Here is a 19,972-nt window from a genome sequence, read left to right as displayed (position 1 = left end):
AGCAGGTCGCGCGCTTGCCCCGCGCCGACAGGCGAAGCCGCAGCCCGCTGTCGCCGTCGGCGAGCGCCTGTCCGCCCGCCCACAAGGTCACCGCATCGGCGCGCGCCTTGCCGACCGACAGGATCGGCGCCCATGTCGCGCCGCCGTCGCGCGAGGCTTCGGCCGTGCAGATCGCGTCATCGCCGAGCGCATCGGCGGCGATCTTCACGGTCGCATAAAGGCGGCGCTTGCCTTCGACCGGCACTGCGACCTCGGCGCTCGCCTCGGCGGTGAGGCGCATCGAGACATTGCCCGCGAAGCTCGTCAGCCGCACATCGCCCGCGCCCGCCGCGCGCCACGGGTCGGCGCTGCCCTGCTGGAAATCGCTGCGCAGCAACTCCTCGGCAGACGCGCTGCCGGGCGCCGCGAGCGCGATCAGGGCGAGCATTCCATATCTCACAGCGCGATGCCCGCCTTACCGAGCGCATCGGCCAGCGGCACAAGCCCCGTCTCATAGCGCCGCCACAGGCCCACGGAACGGTCGTGGATCGGCGCACGCACCTGCACCGCGCTCGCGGTCGCAACGGGCGTGGGGTTGCGGTGGAAATCGAGGCAGGCCTCCTCCCAGTCGAGCCCGCACGCCGCGACCAGCCGGCGGCTCTCGCCCTCCTGATCGGCGATCAGCGCTTCATAGTCGATCTCGACCATCCGGCCGGGCAATGCGCCGCGCCAATGCGCCATCAGCCGCTCATAGGCGATGCGATAGGCGGCGAGGTCGCCGAGGTCGTAGCTGAAGGGATAGCCCATGCGGAACAGCGTCTTGTACATCGCATAGCAGCCGTCCATCGCCCCGCGCCGGACGTGAACGATGCGCGCATCGGGCAGCGCGAGTGCGATCAGGCCGATGTAGAGAAAATTGAGCGGCGTCTTGTCGATCGCGAAAGGCGCGCCGGGGTCGCGCTCGGCGATGCGTGTGCGATAGGCGCGGCCGAGCGCGGCGTGATCCATCGCGGCGCTGCGGCGGATAAGGTCAGCCTTGCCCTGCGCCTGCCCCGCGCCCTCGATCAGCGCGAGCGCGAAATCCTGAATCTCGCCGAGGCTTGCGACTTTGCTGTGTGACGAGAGGATGCGGTCGACCAGCGTCGTCCCGCTGCGCGGCAGGCCGAGGACGAAGATCGGCCCCGGTCCGGCGGACGGTGGCGGCGCGTCGCGCAGGCGCGCGGCCGAAAAGGCGCTCGCGATCGCCGCCATCGTATCGACATCGTCAGCGACGCGATAGGACAGCCGCGCGCGACGCGCATCGGCCGCCGCCTTGAGCACCGCAAACGCCCGGTCATGGTCGCCGAGATCCTCGAGCTCCTTTGCCAGCGCATGGCCGAGCGCGATGCGCGCCTCGGCATCGCCGCCCGCCGCCGCCAGCGCGTCTTCGAGCGCCACGACATGGTTGCGCTCCAGCGTCGCGCGGCGCAGCGTCGAACGGTTGGCCCAGGCGTCCCAATCGTGCGGATTATCCGCAATCACGCGGTCGAAATGTGCCTCTGCCGCATCGATGCGGCCGAGCGCGATCGACGCGGCGGCAAGGTCGTAGCGCGCGCGGCCATCGTCCGGCGCTAGATCGACCGCGCGGGCGCAGCAGCGTTCGGCCTCGACCGGCCGGTTCATATGCCCGTGATATTCGGCGAGGCGGCGCAGCGCGTGGGCATCGTCCCATGCCAGTTCCTCGATCGCGGCGAGGACCGCGCGCGCTTCGCCATAGCGGCCCCGCACCGCCGCTTCCCGCGCCCGCGACAGTCCGGCGTCGAAATCGCCGGAACGGTCGCGGGCGGCGGAGGCGGCGGGCCGGGCCGTCATCGTCAGAAACGCACGTCCGCCGACAGGCCGATCGTCCGTGGCAGCGTGATCAGGTCCTTCGACCCATTGCCATAATAGCCCTGCGATGGCGACGTCCCCATATAGGCTTCGGTGAAGACGCCCGTGACGCCGTCCGCGTTGAACAGATTCTTGACGAACAGCGTCAGCCCGTAGGAGCCCTTGCGCAGCGTCGCCGAGGCGTTCCAGATCGAAAAGCCCGGCAGGCGGACGTTGAACTTGGGCGAGGTGCTGATCGCGTTGCGCGTCGACGATTGATAAAAGCCATCGCCGCGCAGCGTCAGGCTGGTGTCGTTCCCGAGGTCGAAGCTGTAGTCGGCGCTGCCGGTCACGATATGATGCGCCGACCCCGGCAGGCGATCACCGTCGCGCCCGATCAGCGTGTGGCTGGGGTCGGGCGAGAAGAAATCGCGCGTCAGCTTCGCATCGACATAGGTATAGCCAAGGGCATAGTGGAGGCCGCCGCTGCGCCCCTCGATCTGCGCCTCGATGCCCTGCGAGCGGGCCTTGCCGCCGTTCTGGACGACATAGAAGCCCCAGACCGGGGTCGCGGTGTTGAGCTGAATATCCTTCCAGTCGATGTAGAAGGCATCGAGATTATAGGTCAGCCCGCCGAGCGCGCCCTTCACCCCGACCTCGTAATTGACCAGCGTGTCGGACTTGTACTGCTGCCACGACGGATCCTCGGCATAGCGGCCGATCGTAGGCACCGCGTTCGACCCGCCACGGCGATAACCCTGCGACACGGTTGCGTAGAGCAGGCCGCGATCGGCGAATTTCCACGACAGATTGCCCTTGAACAGCGCCTTGTCCTCGCTGGTGCGGAAGGTCGCGTCGGTCGGCTGCGACAGCGAGGGGAAGATCGGAATGTCGATCGAGGTGTCGTTATGCGCCTTGTTCCAGAAATAGCGCACGCCGCCGGTCAGATCGACCGTATCGGTGGCGTGCCAGGTCAGCTCGCCGAACAGCGCGCGATCCTTGAACGTCTCATGCCGGCGATAGAAGAAATCTTGGTCGCTCGCGACCGCGGCGGGCAGGCCAGTCGCGGCGTCCCACCAGCGCTTGAAGCCGCGCAAAAAGCTGTCCTGCGACGAAAAGAGCTTCTGGTCCTGATAATAAGCGCCGATCACATAATCGAGCGGCCCGCCGCCCTTCGACACCAGGCGCAGTTCCTGCACGAAACTCTTGTCGCGATAGCCGCGCACCGCCGACGCCATCGGGCGCGGGTAGTTATAATAAAAGGCGAGGAAGCCCGCCTTGGCGTAGAAGCCGGTATTCTCGCTGACGCTGTCGCCTTCATGGTCATACCAGGAGGAACTGGAGGTCAGCGTCGCGAAGCCCAGGTCGACATTCGCTTCCAAAGCGACCGAATCGACGTTGCGGGTCGAGGGTTCGAGCTGGATCGACCCGTTCTGATAGCCCTCATAGGCCTTGCCATAGCCGTCGAACCCGTGGGTGATCTGCCGCCGCCCGCCGACATCATCCTCCTGATGATTATAGGTCAGCGTCAGGTCCACCGCGTCGCTCGGCTGCCACAGCGCGGCGATGCGGCCGTACCAGACATGGACGAAATCGGCATCCTTGACGCGGCGATATTCGGCGTCGGGCGCCAGCACCCCGGCGGGCGCGGTCGGGATGCCGTCGCCGTCCAGCTTGTAGACGTTCACATAGTCGGTGAGGCCCGGATAATGCTGGCGGCTGCCCACCGCGCGGATCGCGAAGGTGTCGCCGAGCGGCACGTTGAGCACGACGTCGGCTTCGTAACCGATGCCGTCCGATCCCTTGACGTTGCTGACGCCGCCGGTGACGCGCCCCTCGAAGCGGCCGAGCACCGGCTTCTTGAGGATATAGCGCACCGTGCCGCCGAGCGCGCCCGAGCCATAGAGCGTGCCCTGCGGCCCGCGCAGCACCTCGACCCGGTCGAGGTCCTTGAGCAGATAGGCGGCAAACAGCGGCGTGTCGTTGACATAGGTCGAGACCGGCGAAACGCCCGAGACGGCGTAATCGCCGAGCGCGGCGCTGTCGACGTTGACGCCGCGGATCGTCACCGTGTTGATGACGCCCGCGTTGCGCCGGCCGCGATCGACGACCGCGACGCCGGGGATCGAACGCAGCAGTTCGGCCTGGTCGCGCGTCTGGTTCGCGTCGATCCGGTCGCCGCCGACCGCCGAGATATTATAGGGAATGTCGATCGTCCGCGCCTCGCGGCGGGTCGCGGTGACGACGATGTCGGTGCCGTCGTTCGCGGCCCCCGCCTCCTGAGCGAAGACCGGCGCCGGCATCGCCGCCAGCAGGCCGGTGCAGGCGAGCGATGTCGTCGCCAAAAGTCGTGTGGTGTTGGTCATGGTTTTCCCCCCTTTTGTGTCATCGCGCGCGCGTCGGCGCCATCCTTGTCGGTGAGTGAAGAAGCAGGCTGAACGAGCGGGCCGAGCGCGCGCAGCGTCGGCGAGGCCGCGGGCCCCCGGTCGAAGGCCTCGAAATGCTGCGGCCCGTCGCGCAGGCTCTTGAGCGGCTGGCCGAGCCCGTGCCAGCCGCGCTCGCGGCAGCGGCGGACGTAGCCGAGGTCGAGGTCGACCGCGATCACCTCGCGCCCCTCCCCCGCTTCGTGAATCATCTCGCCGCCCGGCCCCGCGACGCACGAGCGTCCATAACCAAGGTCGCCCGCGACATTGACCGAAACGACATAGGCCTGGTTGGTCGCGGCGGCGGCGCGGACGATCGACAGTTCGACGTCGCGGTCGATGGTGTTGGTCATCACCGGATTGAGGATCACCTCCGCCCCGCGCCAGATCAGCGAGCGGACAACCTCGGGGAACCAGATGTCGTAGCAGATGGCGAGGCCGAAGCGGCCGACGCCCGGGACGTCGAATATGGTCGGCTCGATGCCGCCGGTCACGCCCTCCTCATAGGGATAGAAGGGATAGATTTTCCGGTGCCGCGCAGCGACGCTGCCGTCGGGGGCGAAGACGCTGGTGGTGTTGTAGATGGTGTCGCCGTCGCGCTCGAACAGCGAGCCGTTGACGAGCCACAGCCCATGTTCGCGCGCCATCGCGGCAAAGGCGTCCTCGGCGGGGCCGGGCAGCGGCTGCGCGTTCGCGGTGGCGGGGCCGAAACAGGAGAGTTCGCCGAGCACGACCATATCGACCCAGCCGAAGCGGCGGCGGACCAGCCGCACCTCCTCGGCGATGCGATCCAGATTGTCGCCGCGCGGCAGGGCGAGTTGCAGTCCGGCGATCGCGAAATGAGTCATAATCCTCCCCAGCGCGCCGATCGGGGCGCGTCCGGGGGATAATCTGTCCGCTATGCGGCGCTTACGATAGGTCCAGTTCGAAAACTAGGATGGCGCCAGATCGCCGATACGCCCGATCAAGGCCCAGTCGACGATGCGCTGTCCAGCGCCGAGCCATTGGACGACATCGCCCTCGACCGCGACCTGGAACGAGGTCGCCTCGCCATAGGACCAGCTCTGCCACTGGCGGTGCCAGCGGTCGCCCTCGATCCACCAGCGCCCGGTATCGATATCTTCGTCGGCGTAGCCTGCGCGCCCGGTCATCGTGCCATCGGGCATCAGCAATATGGTGCACGGATCGCCATAGACGGTGCGGCATTCGAGCCGGGCGCCGCTCATCTTGCGGCGCAGCGCGCGGCCCGTCAGGATCGGCGGCGGCTCCGCCTTCTTTTCCAGCACATCGTTGAGCGCCGCGGTCAGCGTCGCCACGCCGGGACGGATGCGTTCGACGGGCAGGCTGGTAACCCCGAGCCGGAACAGGCCCGGCGGCGCGGTCCCCGCATAATAGGAATCGACCCGCTCGATCAGCACGCCGCGCCGCTCGGCCGCCGCGGCGAGGTCGGCGACGTCGAGCCCGGCGGCTCCCCGGACCCACATCGTCGTTCCGCCGCGCACCGGCTGGATCGCGATCGAGCGCGGCAGATAATGGTTGAGCGCGTCGCGCAGCGCGATCTGCCGGGTGCGGAATTCGCGGCCGATCCGCCGCATCATCGAATCATAATGACCGAGCGACAGAAATTGCGCCGCCGCGCGCTGGTTGTTCGGCGGCGGCTGCTTGACCGACAGACGGCGCAGTTCGCGCAAATGCGCGATCACCTCACGGTCGGCGACCATGAAACCGAGCCTGAGGCCAGGGTCGAGGACCTTGGCAAGCCCGGCGATATAGACGACGCGGCTGCCCCCCGCCATGCCGCGCATCGCCGGGAAATCCTCGTCGAGATAATTGGTCTCGCACTCGAAATCATCCTCGACGACGATCAGGTCGTGCGCCTCGGCCGCGGCGAGCAGCGCCCGCCGCCGGTCGAGCGACAAGGTCGCGCCGGTGGGCAATTGATGGCTGGGCGTAACCATGACGAGGTCGCAGCCGGCCAGCCGCGCGTCGGTCACCACGCCCTCCGCATCAACCGGCTGCGGCGTCCACACGCCGCGCCGCGCCTCGATCAGCGCGCGCAGCTCGAACAGGCCGGGGTCCTCGATCGCGACGCGGCTGCCCTCGGTGCAGAACAGGTCGAGCGCGAGGACGCGGGCATGATGCGTGCCGAGCGTCAGCAATATCTCGTCGGGGCGCGCATAGATGCCGCGGCGTGGCAGTATCTTGGTGCGGATTTCCTCGATCAGCGCCGCGTCGTCGTCGGCGATCCCCGACCAGGAGGCGACCTGCCGCCGCTTCAGCGACAAGCTCGCCGCCTCGCGCCAGTCGTCGACCGGAAACAGGCTGTCGTCGAAGCAGCCGTCGAGGAAGGGATAGGGATAGTGCTGCCAGTTGGCGGGCCGGGGTTCGGGGAGCGCGGGCAGCGGCGGCAGGCGCTCGGACCAGGACATGCCGCCCTGCGTCGCGCGCTCGGCGATGCCGACAACCTCGCCGAAACCCGCCCGTCCCGCGCCAAGATCCCCCGACACGAAAAGCCCGCTCCGTTCGCGCGCCATGACATGGCCATCCGCGACGAGTTGCTGATAGGCGATCGTCACCGTATTGCGGGCAACGCCAAGTAACCGGGCCATGGTGCGCGAAGAAGGCAGGCGATAACCGATCGGCCATGCATGCGACCGCATCAGTTCGATCACACCCTTGCGAATCTGGTCCTGCAAAGTGACATCGCTGTTGCGGTCCAGGATGAATGAAGGGCGCATGCCGGCCATGATAATACCCTGTGGCCTCGGCCAAGTTCAACCATGATCGTCAATCTGTCATCCGAGCGGTCAAGGACAAATTCGCCCGCGGGCGGTGACACGCCTCGAAGAGGAGACCCGGATCGGCAAGCGCGGAACCCTGACGGCGCAGTTGTCGCGAATGGGAACTTGATCGGACTCACAATGCGGATTGTCTCGCTGGCCTGCGCAGCTTGCCCGACAATTGCCTTGACGTCAGCGCCTGGCCGGAAGCGGATCGTCGACTTTGCGGTCACTGAACGAAAAAGCTGACAATCAGGTTCTTTGGGATTCGCGAACCCGCAGCATTCCCATCCAGCCAACCGCCAAGAGCGCGATCAAAGCGGCTCCCCCCGCTTGCTGACTGCCCAAGACGCTTGCAGCCAAAGCTTGCTGCCCCTCGGATCGACCAGCAAATAAGGCCCCCATCTTCCACGATTGCAGGCAGACAAAGGCAATCGCCGACAATCAGCGACTGGTCATAAACTAGCGGAAATTATGGCTTTTTTCAATCATCAACGGTCGCGGGGAGACCGAAAAATGGTAGCGGAGGAGGGACTCGAACCCCCGACACGCGGATTATGATTCCGCTGCTCTAACCTGCTGAGCTACTCCGCCCCGAAAGGCCGCCGCTTCGGGCGAGCCGCGCCTATAGGCAGGCTGTGGGTTCGGGTCAATATCATGTGCGCACGCCGCGAAAATTGCGCGCAAACGCAGGTTCCCACGGGCCGCCGCGATAGCGATGGGCGGCAAGACCAGTGATGACGAGCGGGCGGGGACGGAAATCGCGCGCAAGGTCGGCCAGCAGCGCCCGCGCCTCGCCCGGCGAAACCTTGTTCTGCACCGTGATGTGCAGGCGCGGCACGCCCTGGTCCTGCGCGGTCAGCAGGCCGTGGAAATGATCGGCGATGCGCGCGCGGATGGCGAGCAGCGCGGAACTTTCAACCCGGAAAGCCACGCCGTAGCCCAGCGAATAGGCGCCGCGCAGCATCGCCTCGGGCGGCGGCGTATCGGACGACGGGCGGCGGATCAGCCGCTCCAGCTCGTCGCGGCACGACGGCGGCAACTGGTGGAACAAGGTGATATGCGCCGCGACGAGGTTGCGCGCGGGCGGGAAATAGGCGCCGCGCAGCCGGTCGAAATGACGCTGGTCGGCCGCGCCCATCGCTGCGGTAACAAGGATGGGCGCGGCGCCAGAGACCCGGAAGGGAGGGGGAAAGCCCGGGTCGGTTGGCTCGAGACGGGGTGGACGCGGCGATCGGGGGGAGGATGTGCCGTCGTCCATGGGACGCCCTTTCTCGTGGCCGCGCCAATGGCGCAAAGCCGGCACGCGATCTAATCGATTAATATGGTCACAATGATCGATTCCACCGATACGGTGAAAAAGCGCCGGTTTTACAAGCCGCTCCAGAAAGCGCACAGCGCCGCCGCAACCTCGGCCGGGCGCTCGGCGATCGCCCAATGCCCTGCCCCTTCGACCACCGTCAGCGGAACGCCGGTGTTCGCGGCGAATCGCTGCGCGACCGATAGTTCAACATAGGGATCGCCCTCGCCCCAGATCAGCGCGCCGGTCGCGGGCAGCTTGCCGATGTCGCGCGCCCAGTCGTGCTCGAAACTCAGCCCCTTCGCCGACCGGTAGAGCTTCAGGATCGCGCGCCTCTTGTCCTTGTTCGCCCATTGCCCGGCTTCTTCCGCGGCGATGTCCGCCGGCATCCCCTGCGCGGCAAGGCCCTGCGCGAGCTTCGCGGGCGCGCTCAAGGCCATGAAGATTTCACCGAGGACCGGCGTGTTCCAGATTCGCGCGATCCGATGCCCGCGATAGTCGGGATCGATCACCGCGTTCGAGACCGCCCAGCTTCGGATCAGCTCGGGTCGCAACATCGCCACGCGCTGCGCGATCAGCGCCCCCCAGTCGTGGCCGACGATGTCGATCGGGCCGTGCTGCGCGCATAATGCCTCCGCCTCGCCCACCGCCCAGTCGGCATAGGCTTCCTTGGTCGCGGCAAAGCCCGCGGGAAGCGGCCCGGTGAAGCCGGGCAGCGCGGGGACGGCGACGGGCGTCTCGCCGAGATCGAGCCGGCCGAGCAGCGGGCGCCAGATCGCCGGGCTGTCGGGCACGCCGTGCAGGAAGAGCTTTGCGGTGGTCATCGTTGCTCCCTCCGTCGCCTACATCTCTCCGCGTTCGCGGCGCAGTTGATACCATTTCTGGACGTTCGCATTATGCTCGGCCAGCGTGCGCGCGAAGATATGCCCGCCGTCGCCCTTGGCGACGAAATAGAGATAGTCGTTCGCCTCGGGATCGAGCACCGCGGCGATCGACGCCTTGCCGGGGTTGGCGATCGGCCCCTTGGGCAGGCCGATCATGCTGTAGGTGTTGTAGTCGTTCACCGCGAGGATCTCGGAGCGCAGGATGCGGCGGCCGAGCGGCTTGCCCCGGGTGATCGGATAGATGATCGTCGGGTCGGCCTGAAGCTTCATGCCGATCGCCAGGCGGTTGGTATAGACGCCCGCGACGGTGCGGCGCTCGGACGCGAGCGAGGTTTCCTTCTCGACGATCGAGGCAAGCGTCATCGCTTCGTTGCGGTCCTTTGCCGCGGTGCGCGGGCTGCGCCTGGCCCAGAGCTCGGCGAACGTCCTGTCCATCGCCGCCTGCATCCGCGCCACGACCGCGGCGCGGCTCTCGCCGGTGGTAAAGGCATAGCTATCGGGAAGGATGCTCCCCTCGGCGGGCACCGGGATGTCGCCCTTCAGGCGCGGCTCCGCCATCAGCCGGTCCCATACCATGATCGAAGGCATCCCCTCGGGAATCATCACGAGGCGCTGGATCGTCTTGCCCGACTGGAGCAGGCGCAGGATGTCGCCCGAATCCATGCCCTTTTCGATCTTATACTCGCCGGGCTTGATCGGATCGCCGCCGCCGAAGAGGCGCGCGTGGTTGCGAAAGCTCGAGGCCGAAACCGCGCCCGCTTTTTCGAGAATCTCGCCCGCCCTGGCGATGCTCGCGCCGGGCGGGATGACGACCTCGGCATCGCGCGGCGCGCCGCCCGAACAGGCAGCGAGCAGCAAGGCCAGAATCGCCATTGTCAGCCAGCGGAACGGACGCACCGATTTCTCCCTATCCCGCCCTTGAAACGACGGCGGCGGAGAGGTGATAGAGCATGGCCGCGCCATGTAGGAAAGAGGGATTTGCAGCGCCACAACTCCCGTCGTCATTCCCGCTTTCGCGGGAATGGCGAATTGGGATGAAGCGCTCTAATCGGCCGCCTTGACGATCAGGCTGGCGTTGGTGCCGCCGAAACCGAAGCTGTTGTTGAGCGCGGCGCGGACCTTGCGCTTTTTCGCGACTTTCGGAACGAGGTCGGCGCCTTCGGTGCCTTCGTCGGGATTGTCGAGATTGAGCGTCGGCGGGACGATCTGGTCGCGGATCGCGAGGATGCAGAAGATCGTCTCGACCGCGCCCGCGCCGCCGAGCAGATGGCCGATCGCCGACTTGGTCGAACTCATCGAGACATTGCCCATCGCGTCGCCGAACAGGCGCTTCACCGCACCGAGCTCGATCGTGTCGGCCATCGTCGAGGTGCCGTGGGCGTTGATATAATCGATGTCGGCGGGGGTCATCCCCGCCTTCTTCAGCGCCGCCGCCATCGACCGGTAGGCGCCGTCCATTTCGGGATCGGGCGCGGTGACGTGATAGGCGTCGCCCGACAGGCCGTAGCCGACGACTTCGGCATAGATTTTCGCGCCGCGCGCCTTGGCATGTTCATACTCCTCGAGCACCACGACGCCCGCGCCCTCGCCCATCACGAAGCCGTCGCGGTCCTTGTCGTAAGGACGGCTCGCCTGCTCGGGGCGGTCATTATAGCTCATGTTGAGCGCGCGCGCCTGCGCGAAGCCGGCGATGCCGATCGGGCAGATCGTCGCCTCGGCGCCGCCCGCGAGCATGATGTCGGCATCGTCGTCGCGGATCATCCGCGCCGCGTCGCCGATCGAATGCGCGCCGGTCGAACAGGCGGTGACGACGGCGTGGTTCGGGCCCTTGAGGCCGTATTTGATGCTGACCTGGCCCGAAATCAGGTTGATCAGGCGGCCGTGGACGAAGTGCGGCGAAACGCGGCCCGGCCCCTTTTCGGCGAGCAGCAGGCTTTCGCTCTCGATTCCCGGCAGGCCGCCGATGCCCGAACCGATCGAGCAGCCGGCGCGCACCTTCTGCTCTTCGGTAAGCTCGGTCAGGCCGGCGTCCTCGAGCGCCTGGCCCGCGGCGTCGATGCCGAAGATGATGAACGGATCGACCTGGCGCTGCACCTTGTGGTCGACGCGCTTGCCGGGGTCGAAGCCATATTCATGATCGGGACCCTTGACCTCGCACGCGATCGTGCATTTCTGGTCGGAGGCGTCGAAATGGGTGATCGTCCCCGCGCCCGATTTGCCGGCGATCAGATTTTTCCAGGTGGTTTCCACATCGGCGCCCAGCGGCGTCACCAAACCCAGTCCCGTCACCACAACCCGGCGCATAGTCATTCCTTTCGTCGGCCCCTGCCCCCGCAGGGCGCCGCAATCATCTTATCCGGCGCGCAGCCAAGAAAAAAGCTCCCCGGTCACAGCGCACACGCCCTGGACCGGGAAGCCGGAAACATGCGGGCGGCTTGAGCGCCCATATCCGGCTATGCCGGACAGGCTCGCCTCAGCCCTTGTTCGCTTCGATATAGTCGATCGCGTCCTTGACGGTGGCGATCTTTTCCGCCGCGTCGTCGGGGATTTCGACACCGAATTCTTCCTCGAACGCCATCACCAGTTCAACGATGTCGAGGCTGTCGGCGCCCAGGTCGTCGATGAAGCTCGCCTCTTCGGTAACCTTGTCGGCTTCGACGCCCAGATGTTCGACGACGATCTTCTTAACCTTTTCGGCCGAATCGCTCATGCACAGTTCCTTTTTTCTGACTATGTCGTGAATGTTGGAATTTGCCCTAGTGCCCAGCGGCTGGGCTGGCAAGAGGGCTGGCATCGGTCGGCCGCGCAAGGCCCGGCTCGATCGGCGTTCGCCGCGCGCCCGCCCCGGATCCGTTCCCCCTTCCCGCCTGTCGATGCCCGCGGCAGAGATAGAGCAGCCGCCACCCGCCTTCAAGCCCGCGCGAACGAGGAGCCGCGCCGAGGCGTCAGGGCGCCGGCGGCAGGATGCCCGATTCGCGCACCGCTGCCGACGCCCGCTCGATCACGGCGGGCGTGATCATAAACTGCCCCAGCACCGCTTCGGGCGCCGCGTTCGCGGGCTGTTTCGTAAAGGCGAGCAGGCGCTGCCAGCCCGCGCGCGCTTCGGGCAGATGTCCCTGACGCGCCAGCACGATCGACCGGATGAGCAGAAATTGCGGCTCCAGCTTGCTGGGCGACGGGACGCGATCGAGAATCGCCATCGCCTCGTCCTGATCGCCCGCCTGCGACCGGACGAACGCCAGCGTCACCGCCGGCACGCCTGGATAGGAGGCATCGAGATCGAGCGACCGCTGCAACAACTGCTCTCCCTCCGCGCCATGGCCGCACGCCAGCTTGAACAGCCCCATGAACCCGGCCAGATCGGCGTCATATGGGTTGAGTCGCAACGCGCCGTCGCCCATCGCGAGTCCGCTCGCGCAATTGCGGCCATAGAAATTCGCACGCGCCATCGCGAACAGGCCCGCCGCCGTGCCGGCGCCATTCTCATAAGCGCGCAGCGCCAGCGACTTGGCCTCGGCGAACGCCTTCGCTCCCTCGGGCGTGTTGCGGCGCGCCTGCCAGTCGCCGAACCGAAGCAGCGATAGCGCATTCAGCGCGACCGGGTCGTTCGGCTTGCGGTCGAGCGTCGCACGCAGGCAGGCATCGATCTGCCGCACCCCTTGCGGATTGCGCATCTGCCGAATCCGGTTGAATTGCGCGAGGCAGGGATAGCCGGGAGCGAAATCGTCGGGGTTCTGCTGAACCTGATCGCGCACGATGATGCCGAAATCACCCGCGACCTGGGCGATCGCGGGATCGATCGGGGCGAATTCGGGCATTTCCGCCTTGGTCAAATGGAATTGCTGCGACCAGATGGTGCGCTGATCGCCGACGCGATTGAGCACCAGCGTGACGTCGGCGGGTCCATCGACCATGCGGACGATCGATGCGTCCAGCCGGTAATCGGCGCGCGCGGACGCCGCCGCGCCGGCGGGTCCGGCGCTTCGCAGGTCGACCAGGTCGAAGCGGCGCAGTCCGTCGCGAAGCCGGCTTTCGAGCGCGCGCGACAGCGCCCGCGATACCGGCGTGTCGCCCGATTGGGGGATCGAAATCTCGAGCAGCGGCACCGGCCGCGCGGCGGAATGCGTCAAACGCCCCCAATTGGTGGACGCCCACCACCCCGCCGCCAGCGCGAGCAGCACGAGCGGAACGATCCAAAGCCAACGAAATCCCGGCGAACGGCGCGCCGGCGCGGTGCGGTCCGCGGGGTGCGATGGCGGCATGGACTCGCCGGACTCGCCGACCGCCGCCCCCTCATCCTCCCCGGCCGCCGGCCGCGCCGGGGGCGAGGTGCGCCGCTGAACGACGATCTCATAGCTTCCCTGCGGCACGCGCAGGCGATGCACCCACGCGGTTTCGGCATAATAGCGATCGAGCAACGTCCGCAGCCGCCCCACCATGACGCGCGGATAGCTATCGACGGCGGGATCGAAATCGGCGTTGCGGCCCAACGCCTCGGTTGCGATGGCATAGGCTTTGGGTGCGCTGCGCCCGCCGCTCAGGCGATGCTCGACCAGGAACTGAAGCAACCGCGACAGAACCGGCGACCGCGTGAACAGCGGCGACGTGCGAAGCCGCTCATGCTCGGCCGCGATAATCCGGTCGTCATCATCGCGTCCCGGAAGCTGGTTCGTTGTCGTGCGGTCCATGCAACCCTCAAATGCCCTCTGCGTGGCGCGCGGTAGATACGCCATTCGACGGGGACGGCCACCGATTTCCCGATGATGTAACGGTAACAGGCGGCTCCAGCCTTATAACAAAATCACGGCGCTGCTCCAAATGGCCCGGAAATTGGGGGTCAATGGTTAAGAAAAGCCTAGCATTCGGCTACACGCCGCGACGTGACCCATTGTAACTGCCTTCCTGCCCCCGTGCATGAGATCGTTCAAGGGTCGCGGCACGCCCTTGGCGGTCGTGGTTCGGATCGGGCCTGGTGCCTGACCCGAGCAAATGGGGTCGCAAGACCGAAGGGTGCGAGCTGGTCCCTGGCGCCTTTCGACATGTGTTGAGACTCCATTGAACAGAGACTTCGCCGGGAGGGGGCAGCCCCACCTGCCGTCCTCCCGGCAAGTCCATCCCCCATCTCTCCCGATAAGCCTGTCCTTATCCCAAAGAAAAAGGGCGCCGATTCGCATCGGCGCCCTTCGGCTTTTCGTCGTCGACGAGAGCGCTCAGCTCTTGGTCGTCGCCGCGCCGTCCTTGCACGGACCGGTGTGCGTGCTCGTCATCTGGAGCACCATTTCCATGTCGCCCTGCCCGTTCGGCACCTTGCCCTTGGTCGTGATCGTCACGTCGGTCTTCTTCGCTTCCATCGTGCCGTTCATCGCCATGTCGACCGTCTGGCCGTTGGCGGTGCAGGTGCCCGCGACGTCGATCTTGCCGCCGCTGACGTCCTTTTTCGACCATTTGCACTCGCCGCCGTTGCCGGGACCCTTGGCGAGTTCGGAGGCGATATCCTCCTTGTCGACCTGCTCCTGCGTGAAGCACTGGTCCATGCCGCTGGCGCCTTCCATCATCTTCGCCATGCCGTCCTTCATTTCAGCCGGCATGCCCGGGACTTCGAATTTCACCAGCTTGACGTCGGTCTTCCAATTGCCGGCCTCGCGCTTGACGGTGCCGCCGGCATTATTCTCGCTCTTGCCGCAGCCCGAGACGGCCAGCGCGACCCCAAGGGTCGCGATCGTCAGAATTTTCTTCATGGATTTCATCCTCCTGTTGAGCAGATCGGAAACTCGGTCGCGACCATTTGGTTGCCCAGCATATTATTTGTGGTTGAGCCCCATCGATACCATATTGGCGGCAATGGCAATCCAGATTCGCACATCGCTCGACGAAATCGACACCGGCGCGGCCTATGTTCCGCATCGGCCCGCGCGCCCCGACAAGGTCGAAGGCGGCAAGAGATTTGAACTGGTTAGCGACTATCAGCCCGCCGGGGACCAGCCGGCGGCGATTCGCGAACTCGTCGATACCGCGCTCGCCGGCGAGCGCGATCAGGTGCTGCTCGGCGTCACCGGATCGGGCAAGACCTTCACCATGGCCAAGGTCATCGACGAGTTGCAGCGCCCGGCGCTGATCCTCGCCCCGAACAAGATCCTCGCGGCGCAGCTCTATGGCGAGTTCAAGAGCTTCTTCCCCAACAATGCGGTCGAATATTTCGTCAGCTATTACGACTATTACCAGCCCGAGGCCTATGTGCCGCGGTCGGACACCTACATCGAGAAGGAAAGCTCGGTGAACGAGGCGATCGACCGGATGCGCCATTCGGCGACACGCGCGCTGCTCGAACGCGACGACGTGATCATCGTCGCGTCGGTGTCGTGCCTCTATGGCATCGGCTCGGTCGAGACCTATTCGGCGATGATCTTCGACCTCAAGAAAGGCCAGGTCGCCGACAGCCGCGAAATCATCCGCAAGCTCGTCGCGCTCCAGTACAAGCGCAACGACCAGGCGTTCGCACGCGGCAATTTCCGCGTGCGCGGGGATTCGCTGGAGATTTTCCCGTCGCACTATGAGGATATGGCGTGGCGCGTCAGCTTCTTCGGCGACGAGATCGAGGAGATCACCGAGTTCGACCCGCTGACGGGCAAGAAGATCGCGAACCTGAATTATGTCCGCGTCTTCGCCAACTCGCACTATGTGACTCCCGGCCCGACGCTCAAGCAGGCGAGCGAGGCGATCCGCCACGAACTCGCCGAACGGCTGAAGGAACTCGAGGCGGAGGGGCGGCTGCTCGAGGCGCAGCGATTGGAACAGCGCACCAATTTCGACCTCGAAATGATCGCCGCGACCGGAAGCTGCGCGGGGATCGAGAATTACAGCCGCTTCCTGACCGGCCGCCTGCCCGGCGAGCCGCCGCCGACCCTGTTCGAATATCTGCCCGACAACGCGCTGCTCTTCGTCGACGAGAGCCATCAGACGATCCCGCAGATCGGCGCGATGTCGAAGGGCGATCATCGCCGCAAGATCACCCTCGCCGAATATGGCTTCCGCCTGCCGAGTTGCATCGACAACCGGCCGCTGCGCTTCACCGAATGGGACATGATGCGGCCGCAGACGGTCAGCGTCTCGGCGACCCCGGGGACGTGGGAGATGGACCGAACGCAAGGCGTCTTCGCCGAGCAGGTGATCCGCCCCACCGGCCTCATCGACCCGCCGGTCGAGATTAAGCCGGTCGAGGAGCAGGTCGACGACCTGATCCAGGAGGCGAAGAAGACCGCGGCTGCCGGATACCGCACGCTGGTGACGACGCTGACCAAGCGGATGGCCGAGGATTTGACCGAATTTCTCCACGAGGCGGGGCTGAAAGTCCGCTACATGCACAGCGACGTCGAGACGCTGGAGCGCATCGAAATCATCCGCGACCTGCGCCTCGGCGTGTTCGACGTGCTCGTCGGCATCAACCTGCTCCGCGAGGGCCTCGACATTCCCGAATGCGGGCTCGTCGCGATCCTCGACGCCGACAAGGAGGGCTTCCTGCGCAGCGAAACCTCGCTGGTGCAGACGATCGGCCGCGCCGCGCGCAACGTCGACGGGCGCGTGATCCTCTACGCCGACCGCATCACCGGCAGCATGGAACGCGCGATGCGCGAGACCGACCGCCGCCGCGAAAAGCAGAAGGAATATAACGACGCGCACGGCATCACCCCGACGACGATCAAGCGCAACATCGGCGACATCATCGCGCATGTCGCGTCGAAGGATCAGGTGACGATCGACCTCGGCGACGACAAGCCCGACCATATGGTCGGCCACAATCTGCGTGCCTATATCGCCGACCTCGAAAAGAAGATGCGCGACGCCGCTGCGGACCTGGAATTCGAGGAAGCCGGCCGCCTGCGCGACGAAATCCGGCGGCTGGAAGCCGACGAGCTCGGCCTGCCGGCGGACGAGCAGGTGGCGCCGCGCGTGGGACGCAGCAACGAGGGCAAGCCGGGAACGCGCAAGGGCCGCTTCGGGAAGCAGAGCAAGACGAAGTGGGGGCGTTGACTATTTTATCTATTTGAGACACTATGCCAGAAATTAGGGAGTCTGGCATGCAGATCAACGTCGATTTTGAGGTTTGGCAAGCGCTCACGGCTCGCCTTCTTAGCGAGCATGACAATTACAACGAAGCGATTCGCCGCCTGCTAAATCTGCCTGCCACGGAAGTGAGCCCGGGTTTCGGGGAAGTGGATATGCCGGGGTTGCCTGATACTCTGCCGTTGCCAGGCGGCAGCTCGGTGAGTGGCGCTTGGTTCTCAGGCGTATTCTTCCCTGATGGAACCGTCTTTCGCGCTACATACAAAGGTCGAACCTATCGTGCACATGTTCAAGGATCTCAATGGATCGACGAATATGGGAACGTAAGAACCAGCCCATCCGATGCCGCAAGCGCAATCTCCAAGACAAACGTCAATGGGTGGCGGTTTTGGTATGTTCGGCGTCCTTTCGAAGAGGATTGGGCACGAATGGACGCGCTCAAATCATGACGCGACATCTTGACAATTCCAGGAATGTCCTGCATAAAGGACAGGCATACCAGCTGGCTGAAACGAATGAATTCGCTCGTTGGCTTGGTTCGTTGCGGGACATTCGGGCGGTCGCGAAGATCGCCGATCGTTTGAAACGCGCGTCGAACGGAAATTTTGGGGACCATAAGTCCGTCAAGGGCGGCGTCTTCGAAATGCGGATCGATTACGGACCGGGCTATCGGGTCTATTTCTTCCAGCGGGGCAAGGAGCTTGTCATTCTGCTATGCGGCGGCGACAAGCGCAGTCAGAATGACGATGTCGCCCGCGCCAAGCGGTTGAAGGAAGAAATTGAAGGCCGTGACGGAGCTACGACCGTTTGACGCAGCAAGCTACCTCGCGACCGAGGAGCATGTCCTCTATTACCTCGAAGCGGCGATGGAAGGGAATGATCCGAAACACATCGCTAGTGCTCTGGGTGACGTCGCCCGCTCGAAAGGCATGAGCGAGATCGCGCGCAAGACGGGGCTTGGCCGGCAAGCTCTTTACAATGCGCTGTCGGAGAATGGTAATCCAACACTGGAAACATTGATGGCCGTTCTCGACGCCCTCGGCCTCGAATTGTCGGTGCAGCCCAAGAAGGCCGCCTGATCCCTTCGACGAAACCCCAGCTGCAACCGACAAGCAGCCTTGCCCCCTTCCCGTACGCTGCATAGGGTCGCCGCGTAAACGGGGAGAAAATCATGAAAACGGGTCTGTCGATCATCGCGCTGGCGTTCGCCGCCGCTGCGCCTTCCATGCTTCATGCGCAGGATGCGCCGGCCGATAAGGCAGCCGACAAGGCGAAGGCCGAAAAGCCCGCCGACTATGTGCCGCAGGTTCACACCACCAAGCTGTCGGGCACCTTCGGCGGGCAGCGGATCAATTACGCCGCGACGATCGGCGAGACGATCCTCAAGAATCAGGATGGCGTCGCCGAAGCCGCGATCGTCACCACCGCCTATATCAAGGAGCCGCGCGATCCGAACCGGCCGGTGACCTTTCTGTTCAACGGCGGCCCCGGATCGGGCACGGTGTGGCTGATGATGGGTGCCTTTGGCCCCAAGCGCGTCGCGATCCCCGGCAACGGCACCGACGACGGTGCCCCGCCCTATCCGATCGTCGACAATCCCGACGCGCTGCTCGACGTCACCGACATCGTCTTCATCGATCCGCCGGGCACCGGCTTTTCGCACCTGATCGGCAAGGCCGATCCCAAAAATTATTACGGCATCACGCAGGATGCGAAGGCGGTCGCCGAGGTGATCCGGCGCTGGCTGAACGAGAATGGCCGCTGGAACAGCCCCAAGTTTCTGGGCGGCGAGAGCTATGGCACGACGCGCTCGGCGGCAGTCGCCAACCAGTTGATGAACGAGACCTTCAACGATGTCGGCCTCAATGGGATCATCCTGATTTCGACCGTGCTCGACTTCGCCGCCGGCTCCGACGCGCCGGGGAACGAACTCGGCTATATCACCAATCTCCCCTCGATGGCGACGACCGCGCTCTATCACGGCAAAGCCAGCGCGCCGTCGGCCGAGGCGTTTGCCGAGGAGGCGCGGCAATGGGCGATCGGTCCCTATGCCGCCGCGCTGCTGAAAGGGCAGAAATTGCAGGGCGAGGAACGCGCCAGGATCCGCCGCGAACTGGCGCGCTTCACCGGCCTGTCCGAGGATTTCCTCGAGCGCGCCGACCTGCGCGTGACGCCCGGCCGCTTCTACAAGGAGCTGTTGCGCGACCGCGGCCTGACCATCGGGCGGCTCGACAGCCGCTATACCGGCAAGGATTACGACAATGCGGGCGAGGAGCCCGACAACGACCCCAGCTTCTATGGCATCGACGCGGGCTATACCGCCGCGATCAACAGCTGGGCGCGCGATACGCTGGGGTTCAAGACGGATCGCGAATATCAGTCGATCGGCAATGTCGGCCCGTGGGACTGGCGGATCGGCGGACGCGACAGCAACGCCTATCTGAACGTCGCGCCCTATATCGGGCAGGCGCTGCGCGAAAATTCGGGTCTGCGCGTCTTCGTCGGCCAGGGCTATTATGATTTCGCGACGCCCTTTTTCGCCGCCGAATATGCGCTGTCGCGTACCGGCATTCCGCAGGATCGGATCGAATATAAATATTATGACGCGGGCCACATGATGTACATCCGCGACGAGGACCGGCACAAATTGGCCGAGGATGTCCGGGCTTTCATTCGGGCTCGGTAGGCCGCGGGGGC

17 protein-coding genes and 1 tRNA gene are annotated in these 19,972 nt (G+C 65.4%); 5 read left to right on the top strand and 13 right to left on the bottom strand.

Translation table 11 applies throughout. The features are described 5' to 3' along the window. The 13 genes from OJI97_RS15465 to OJI97_RS15405 all read right to left on the bottom strand — a co-directional run. Positions 1-427 (bottom strand): hypothetical protein (locus tag OJI97_RS15465; RefSeq protein WP_297664932.1); only part of this gene is annotated, 427 nt, incomplete at its 3' end. A gap of 8 nt (positions 428-435) precedes the next feature. Further along, the gene (locus OJI97_RS15460) at positions 436-1,830 is read right to left on the bottom strand and encodes a sulfotransferase (RefSeq protein WP_297664931.1); all 1,395 of its coding nucleotides are present in this window, start codon (positions 1,828-1,830) and stop codon (positions 436-438) included. A gap of 2 nt (positions 1,831-1,832) precedes the next feature. Continuing rightward, positions 1,833-4,193 carry a TonB-dependent receptor gene (locus OJI97_RS15455; RefSeq protein WP_297664930.1) on the bottom strand — a complete coding sequence of 787 codons (2,361 nt, stop codon included), beginning with the start codon at positions 4,191-4,193 and terminating at the stop codon, positions 1,833-1,835. Beyond that, positions 4,190-5,098 (bottom strand): carbon-nitrogen hydrolase family protein, encoded by a 909-nt coding sequence (locus OJI97_RS15450; protein WP_297664929.1) that lies wholly within the window; start codon positions 5,096-5,098, stop codon positions 4,190-4,192. Before OJI97_RS15450 ends, OJI97_RS15455 begins: the two co-directional genes overlap by 4 nt. Positions 5,099-5,182: 84 nt before the next feature. Then, a complete protein-coding gene (locus tag OJI97_RS15445) occupies positions 5,183-6,988 on the bottom strand; it encodes a PLP-dependent aminotransferase family protein (RefSeq protein ID WP_297664928.1) in 1,806 nt (601 codons plus the stop codon). A gap of 559 nt (positions 6,989-7,547) precedes the next feature. After that, a tRNA-Met gene (locus tag OJI97_RS15440) sits at positions 7,548-7,624 on the bottom strand. Between the two features lie 61 nt (positions 7,625-7,685). Next, complete coding sequence (locus OJI97_RS15435; RefSeq protein ID WP_297664927.1) at positions 7,686-8,171, bottom strand: 2'-5' RNA ligase family protein; 486 nt, start codon at positions 8,169-8,171, stop codon at positions 7,686-7,688. A 230-nt stretch (positions 8,172-8,401) separates the two neighbouring features. Then, positions 8,402-9,154 (bottom strand): alpha/beta hydrolase, encoded by a 753-nt coding sequence (locus OJI97_RS15430; RefSeq protein ID WP_297664926.1) that lies wholly within the window; start codon positions 9,152-9,154, stop codon positions 8,402-8,404. Positions 9,155-9,172: 18 nt separating this feature from the next. Further along, a complete protein-coding gene (gene mltG / locus OJI97_RS15425; protein ID WP_297664935.1) occupies positions 9,173-10,087 on the bottom strand; it encodes an endolytic transglycosylase MltG in 915 nt (304 codons plus the stop codon). 171 nt (positions 10,088-10,258) lie between these two features. Further along, positions 10,259-11,518 carry a beta-ketoacyl-ACP synthase II gene (fabF, locus tag OJI97_RS15420; protein WP_297664925.1) on the bottom strand — a complete coding sequence of 420 codons (1,260 nt, stop codon included), beginning with the start codon at positions 11,516-11,518 and terminating at the stop codon, positions 10,259-10,261. A gap of 169 nt (positions 11,519-11,687) precedes the next feature. Beyond that, a complete protein-coding gene (locus OJI97_RS15415) occupies positions 11,688-11,924 on the bottom strand; it encodes an acyl carrier protein (RefSeq protein ID WP_003039428.1) in 237 nt (78 codons plus the stop codon). Between the two features lie 235 nt (positions 11,925-12,159). After that, positions 12,160-13,902 carry a M48 family metallopeptidase gene (locus OJI97_RS15410; protein ID WP_297664920.1) on the bottom strand — a complete coding sequence of 581 codons (1,743 nt, stop codon included), beginning with the start codon at positions 13,900-13,902 and terminating at the stop codon, positions 12,160-12,162. Between the two features lie 522 nt (positions 13,903-14,424). Beyond that, positions 14,425-14,952, bottom strand: a complete 528-nt coding sequence (locus OJI97_RS15405; RefSeq protein ID WP_297664918.1) for a DUF3617 domain-containing protein — start codon at positions 14,950-14,952, stop codon at positions 14,425-14,427. 103 nt (positions 14,953-15,055) lie between these two features. Here OJI97_RS15405 and uvrB point away from each other — a divergent pair, with 103 nt between their 5' ends. The 5 genes from uvrB to OJI97_RS15380 all read left to right on the top strand — a co-directional run bounded on the left by uvrB (position 15,056) and on the right by OJI97_RS15380 (position 19,961). Then, positions 15,056-17,242, top strand: a complete 2,187-nt coding sequence (gene uvrB / locus OJI97_RS15400; protein WP_297664916.1) for an excinuclease ABC subunit UvrB — start codon at positions 15,056-15,058, stop codon at positions 17,240-17,242. 47 nt (positions 17,243-17,289) lie between these two features. Then, positions 17,290-17,724, top strand: a complete 435-nt coding sequence (locus tag OJI97_RS15395) for a hypothetical protein (protein WP_297664914.1) — start codon at positions 17,290-17,292, stop codon at positions 17,722-17,724. Continuing rightward, entirely contained in the window at positions 17,721-18,086 is a 366-nt protein-coding gene (locus OJI97_RS15390; RefSeq protein ID WP_297664913.1) for a type II toxin-antitoxin system RelE/ParE family toxin, read from the top strand. Before OJI97_RS15395 ends, OJI97_RS15390 begins: the two co-directional genes overlap by 4 nt. Further along, entirely contained in the window at positions 18,064-18,354 is a 291-nt protein-coding gene (locus OJI97_RS15385; RefSeq protein ID WP_297664933.1) for an addiction module antidote protein, read from the top strand. The genes OJI97_RS15390 and OJI97_RS15385 overlap by 23 nt, the downstream gene beginning before the upstream one ends. Positions 18,355-18,446: 92 nt before the next feature. Then, a complete protein-coding gene (locus OJI97_RS15380) occupies positions 18,447-19,961 on the top strand; it encodes a peptidase S10 (protein WP_297664912.1) in 1,515 nt (504 codons plus the stop codon). Positions 19,962-19,972 lie beyond the last annotated feature (11 nt).

This window comes from Sphingopyxis sp. (assembly GCF_025869345.1).
Lineage (GTDB): Bacteria > Pseudomonadota > Alphaproteobacteria > Sphingomonadales > Sphingomonadaceae > Sphingopyxis.
Note: the sequence above shows the minus strand (reverse complement) of the source record. Positions and strands in the feature narration are given on the sequence as shown.

Bases quoted from the DNA above. Each gene is read 5' to 3' on its own strand.
- OJI97_RS15450 (WP_297664929.1), bottom strand. From the start codon at position 5,098: ATGACTCATTTCGCGATCGCCGGACTGCAACTCGCCCTGCCGCGCGGC.
- uvrB (WP_297664916.1), top strand. From the start codon at position 15,056: ATGGCAATCCAGATTCGCACATCGCTCGACGAAATCGACACCGGCGCG.
- OJI97_RS15380 (WP_297664912.1), top strand. From the start codon at position 18,447: ATGAAAACGGGTCTGTCGATCATCGCGCTGGCGTTCGCCGCCGCTGCG.
- OJI97_RS15395 (WP_297664914.1), top strand. From the start codon at position 17,290: ATGCAGATCAACGTCGATTTTGAGGTTTGGCAAGCGCTCACGGCTCGC.
- OJI97_RS15460 (WP_297664931.1), bottom strand. From the start codon at position 1,830: ATGACGGCCCGGCCCGCCGCCTCCGCCGCCCGCGACCGTTCCGGCGAT.
- OJI97_RS15435 (WP_297664927.1), bottom strand. From the start codon at position 8,171: ATGGGCGCGGCCGACCAGCGTCATTTCGACCGGCTGCGCGGCGCCTAT.
- OJI97_RS15430 (WP_297664926.1), bottom strand. From the start codon at position 9,154: ATGACCACCGCAAAGCTCTTCCTGCACGGCGTGCCCGACAGCCCGGCG.
- mltG (WP_297664935.1), bottom strand. From the start codon at position 10,087: ATGGCGATTCTGGCCTTGCTGCTCGCTGCCTGTTCGGGCGGCGCGCCG.
- OJI97_RS15445 (WP_297664928.1), bottom strand. From the start codon at position 6,988: ATGCGCCCTTCATTCATCCTGGACCGCAACAGCGATGTCACTTTGCAG.
- OJI97_RS15410 (WP_297664920.1), bottom strand. From the start codon at position 13,902: ATGGACCGCACGACAACGAACCAGCTTCCGGGACGCGATGATGACGAC.
- OJI97_RS15390 (WP_297664913.1), top strand. From the start codon at position 17,721: ATGACGCGACATCTTGACAATTCCAGGAATGTCCTGCATAAAGGACAG.
- OJI97_RS15405 (WP_297664918.1), bottom strand. From the start codon at position 14,952: ATGAAGAAAATTCTGACGATCGCGACCCTTGGGGTCGCGCTGGCCGTC.
- OJI97_RS15455 (WP_297664930.1), bottom strand. From the start codon at position 4,193: ATGACCAACACCACACGACTTTTGGCGACGACATCGCTCGCCTGCACC.
- OJI97_RS15415 (WP_003039428.1), bottom strand. From the start codon at position 11,924: ATGAGCGATTCGGCCGAAAAGGTTAAGAAGATCGTCGTCGAACATCTG.
- fabF (WP_297664925.1), bottom strand. From the start codon at position 11,518: ATGCGCCGGGTTGTGGTGACGGGACTGGGTTTGGTGACGCCGCTGGGC.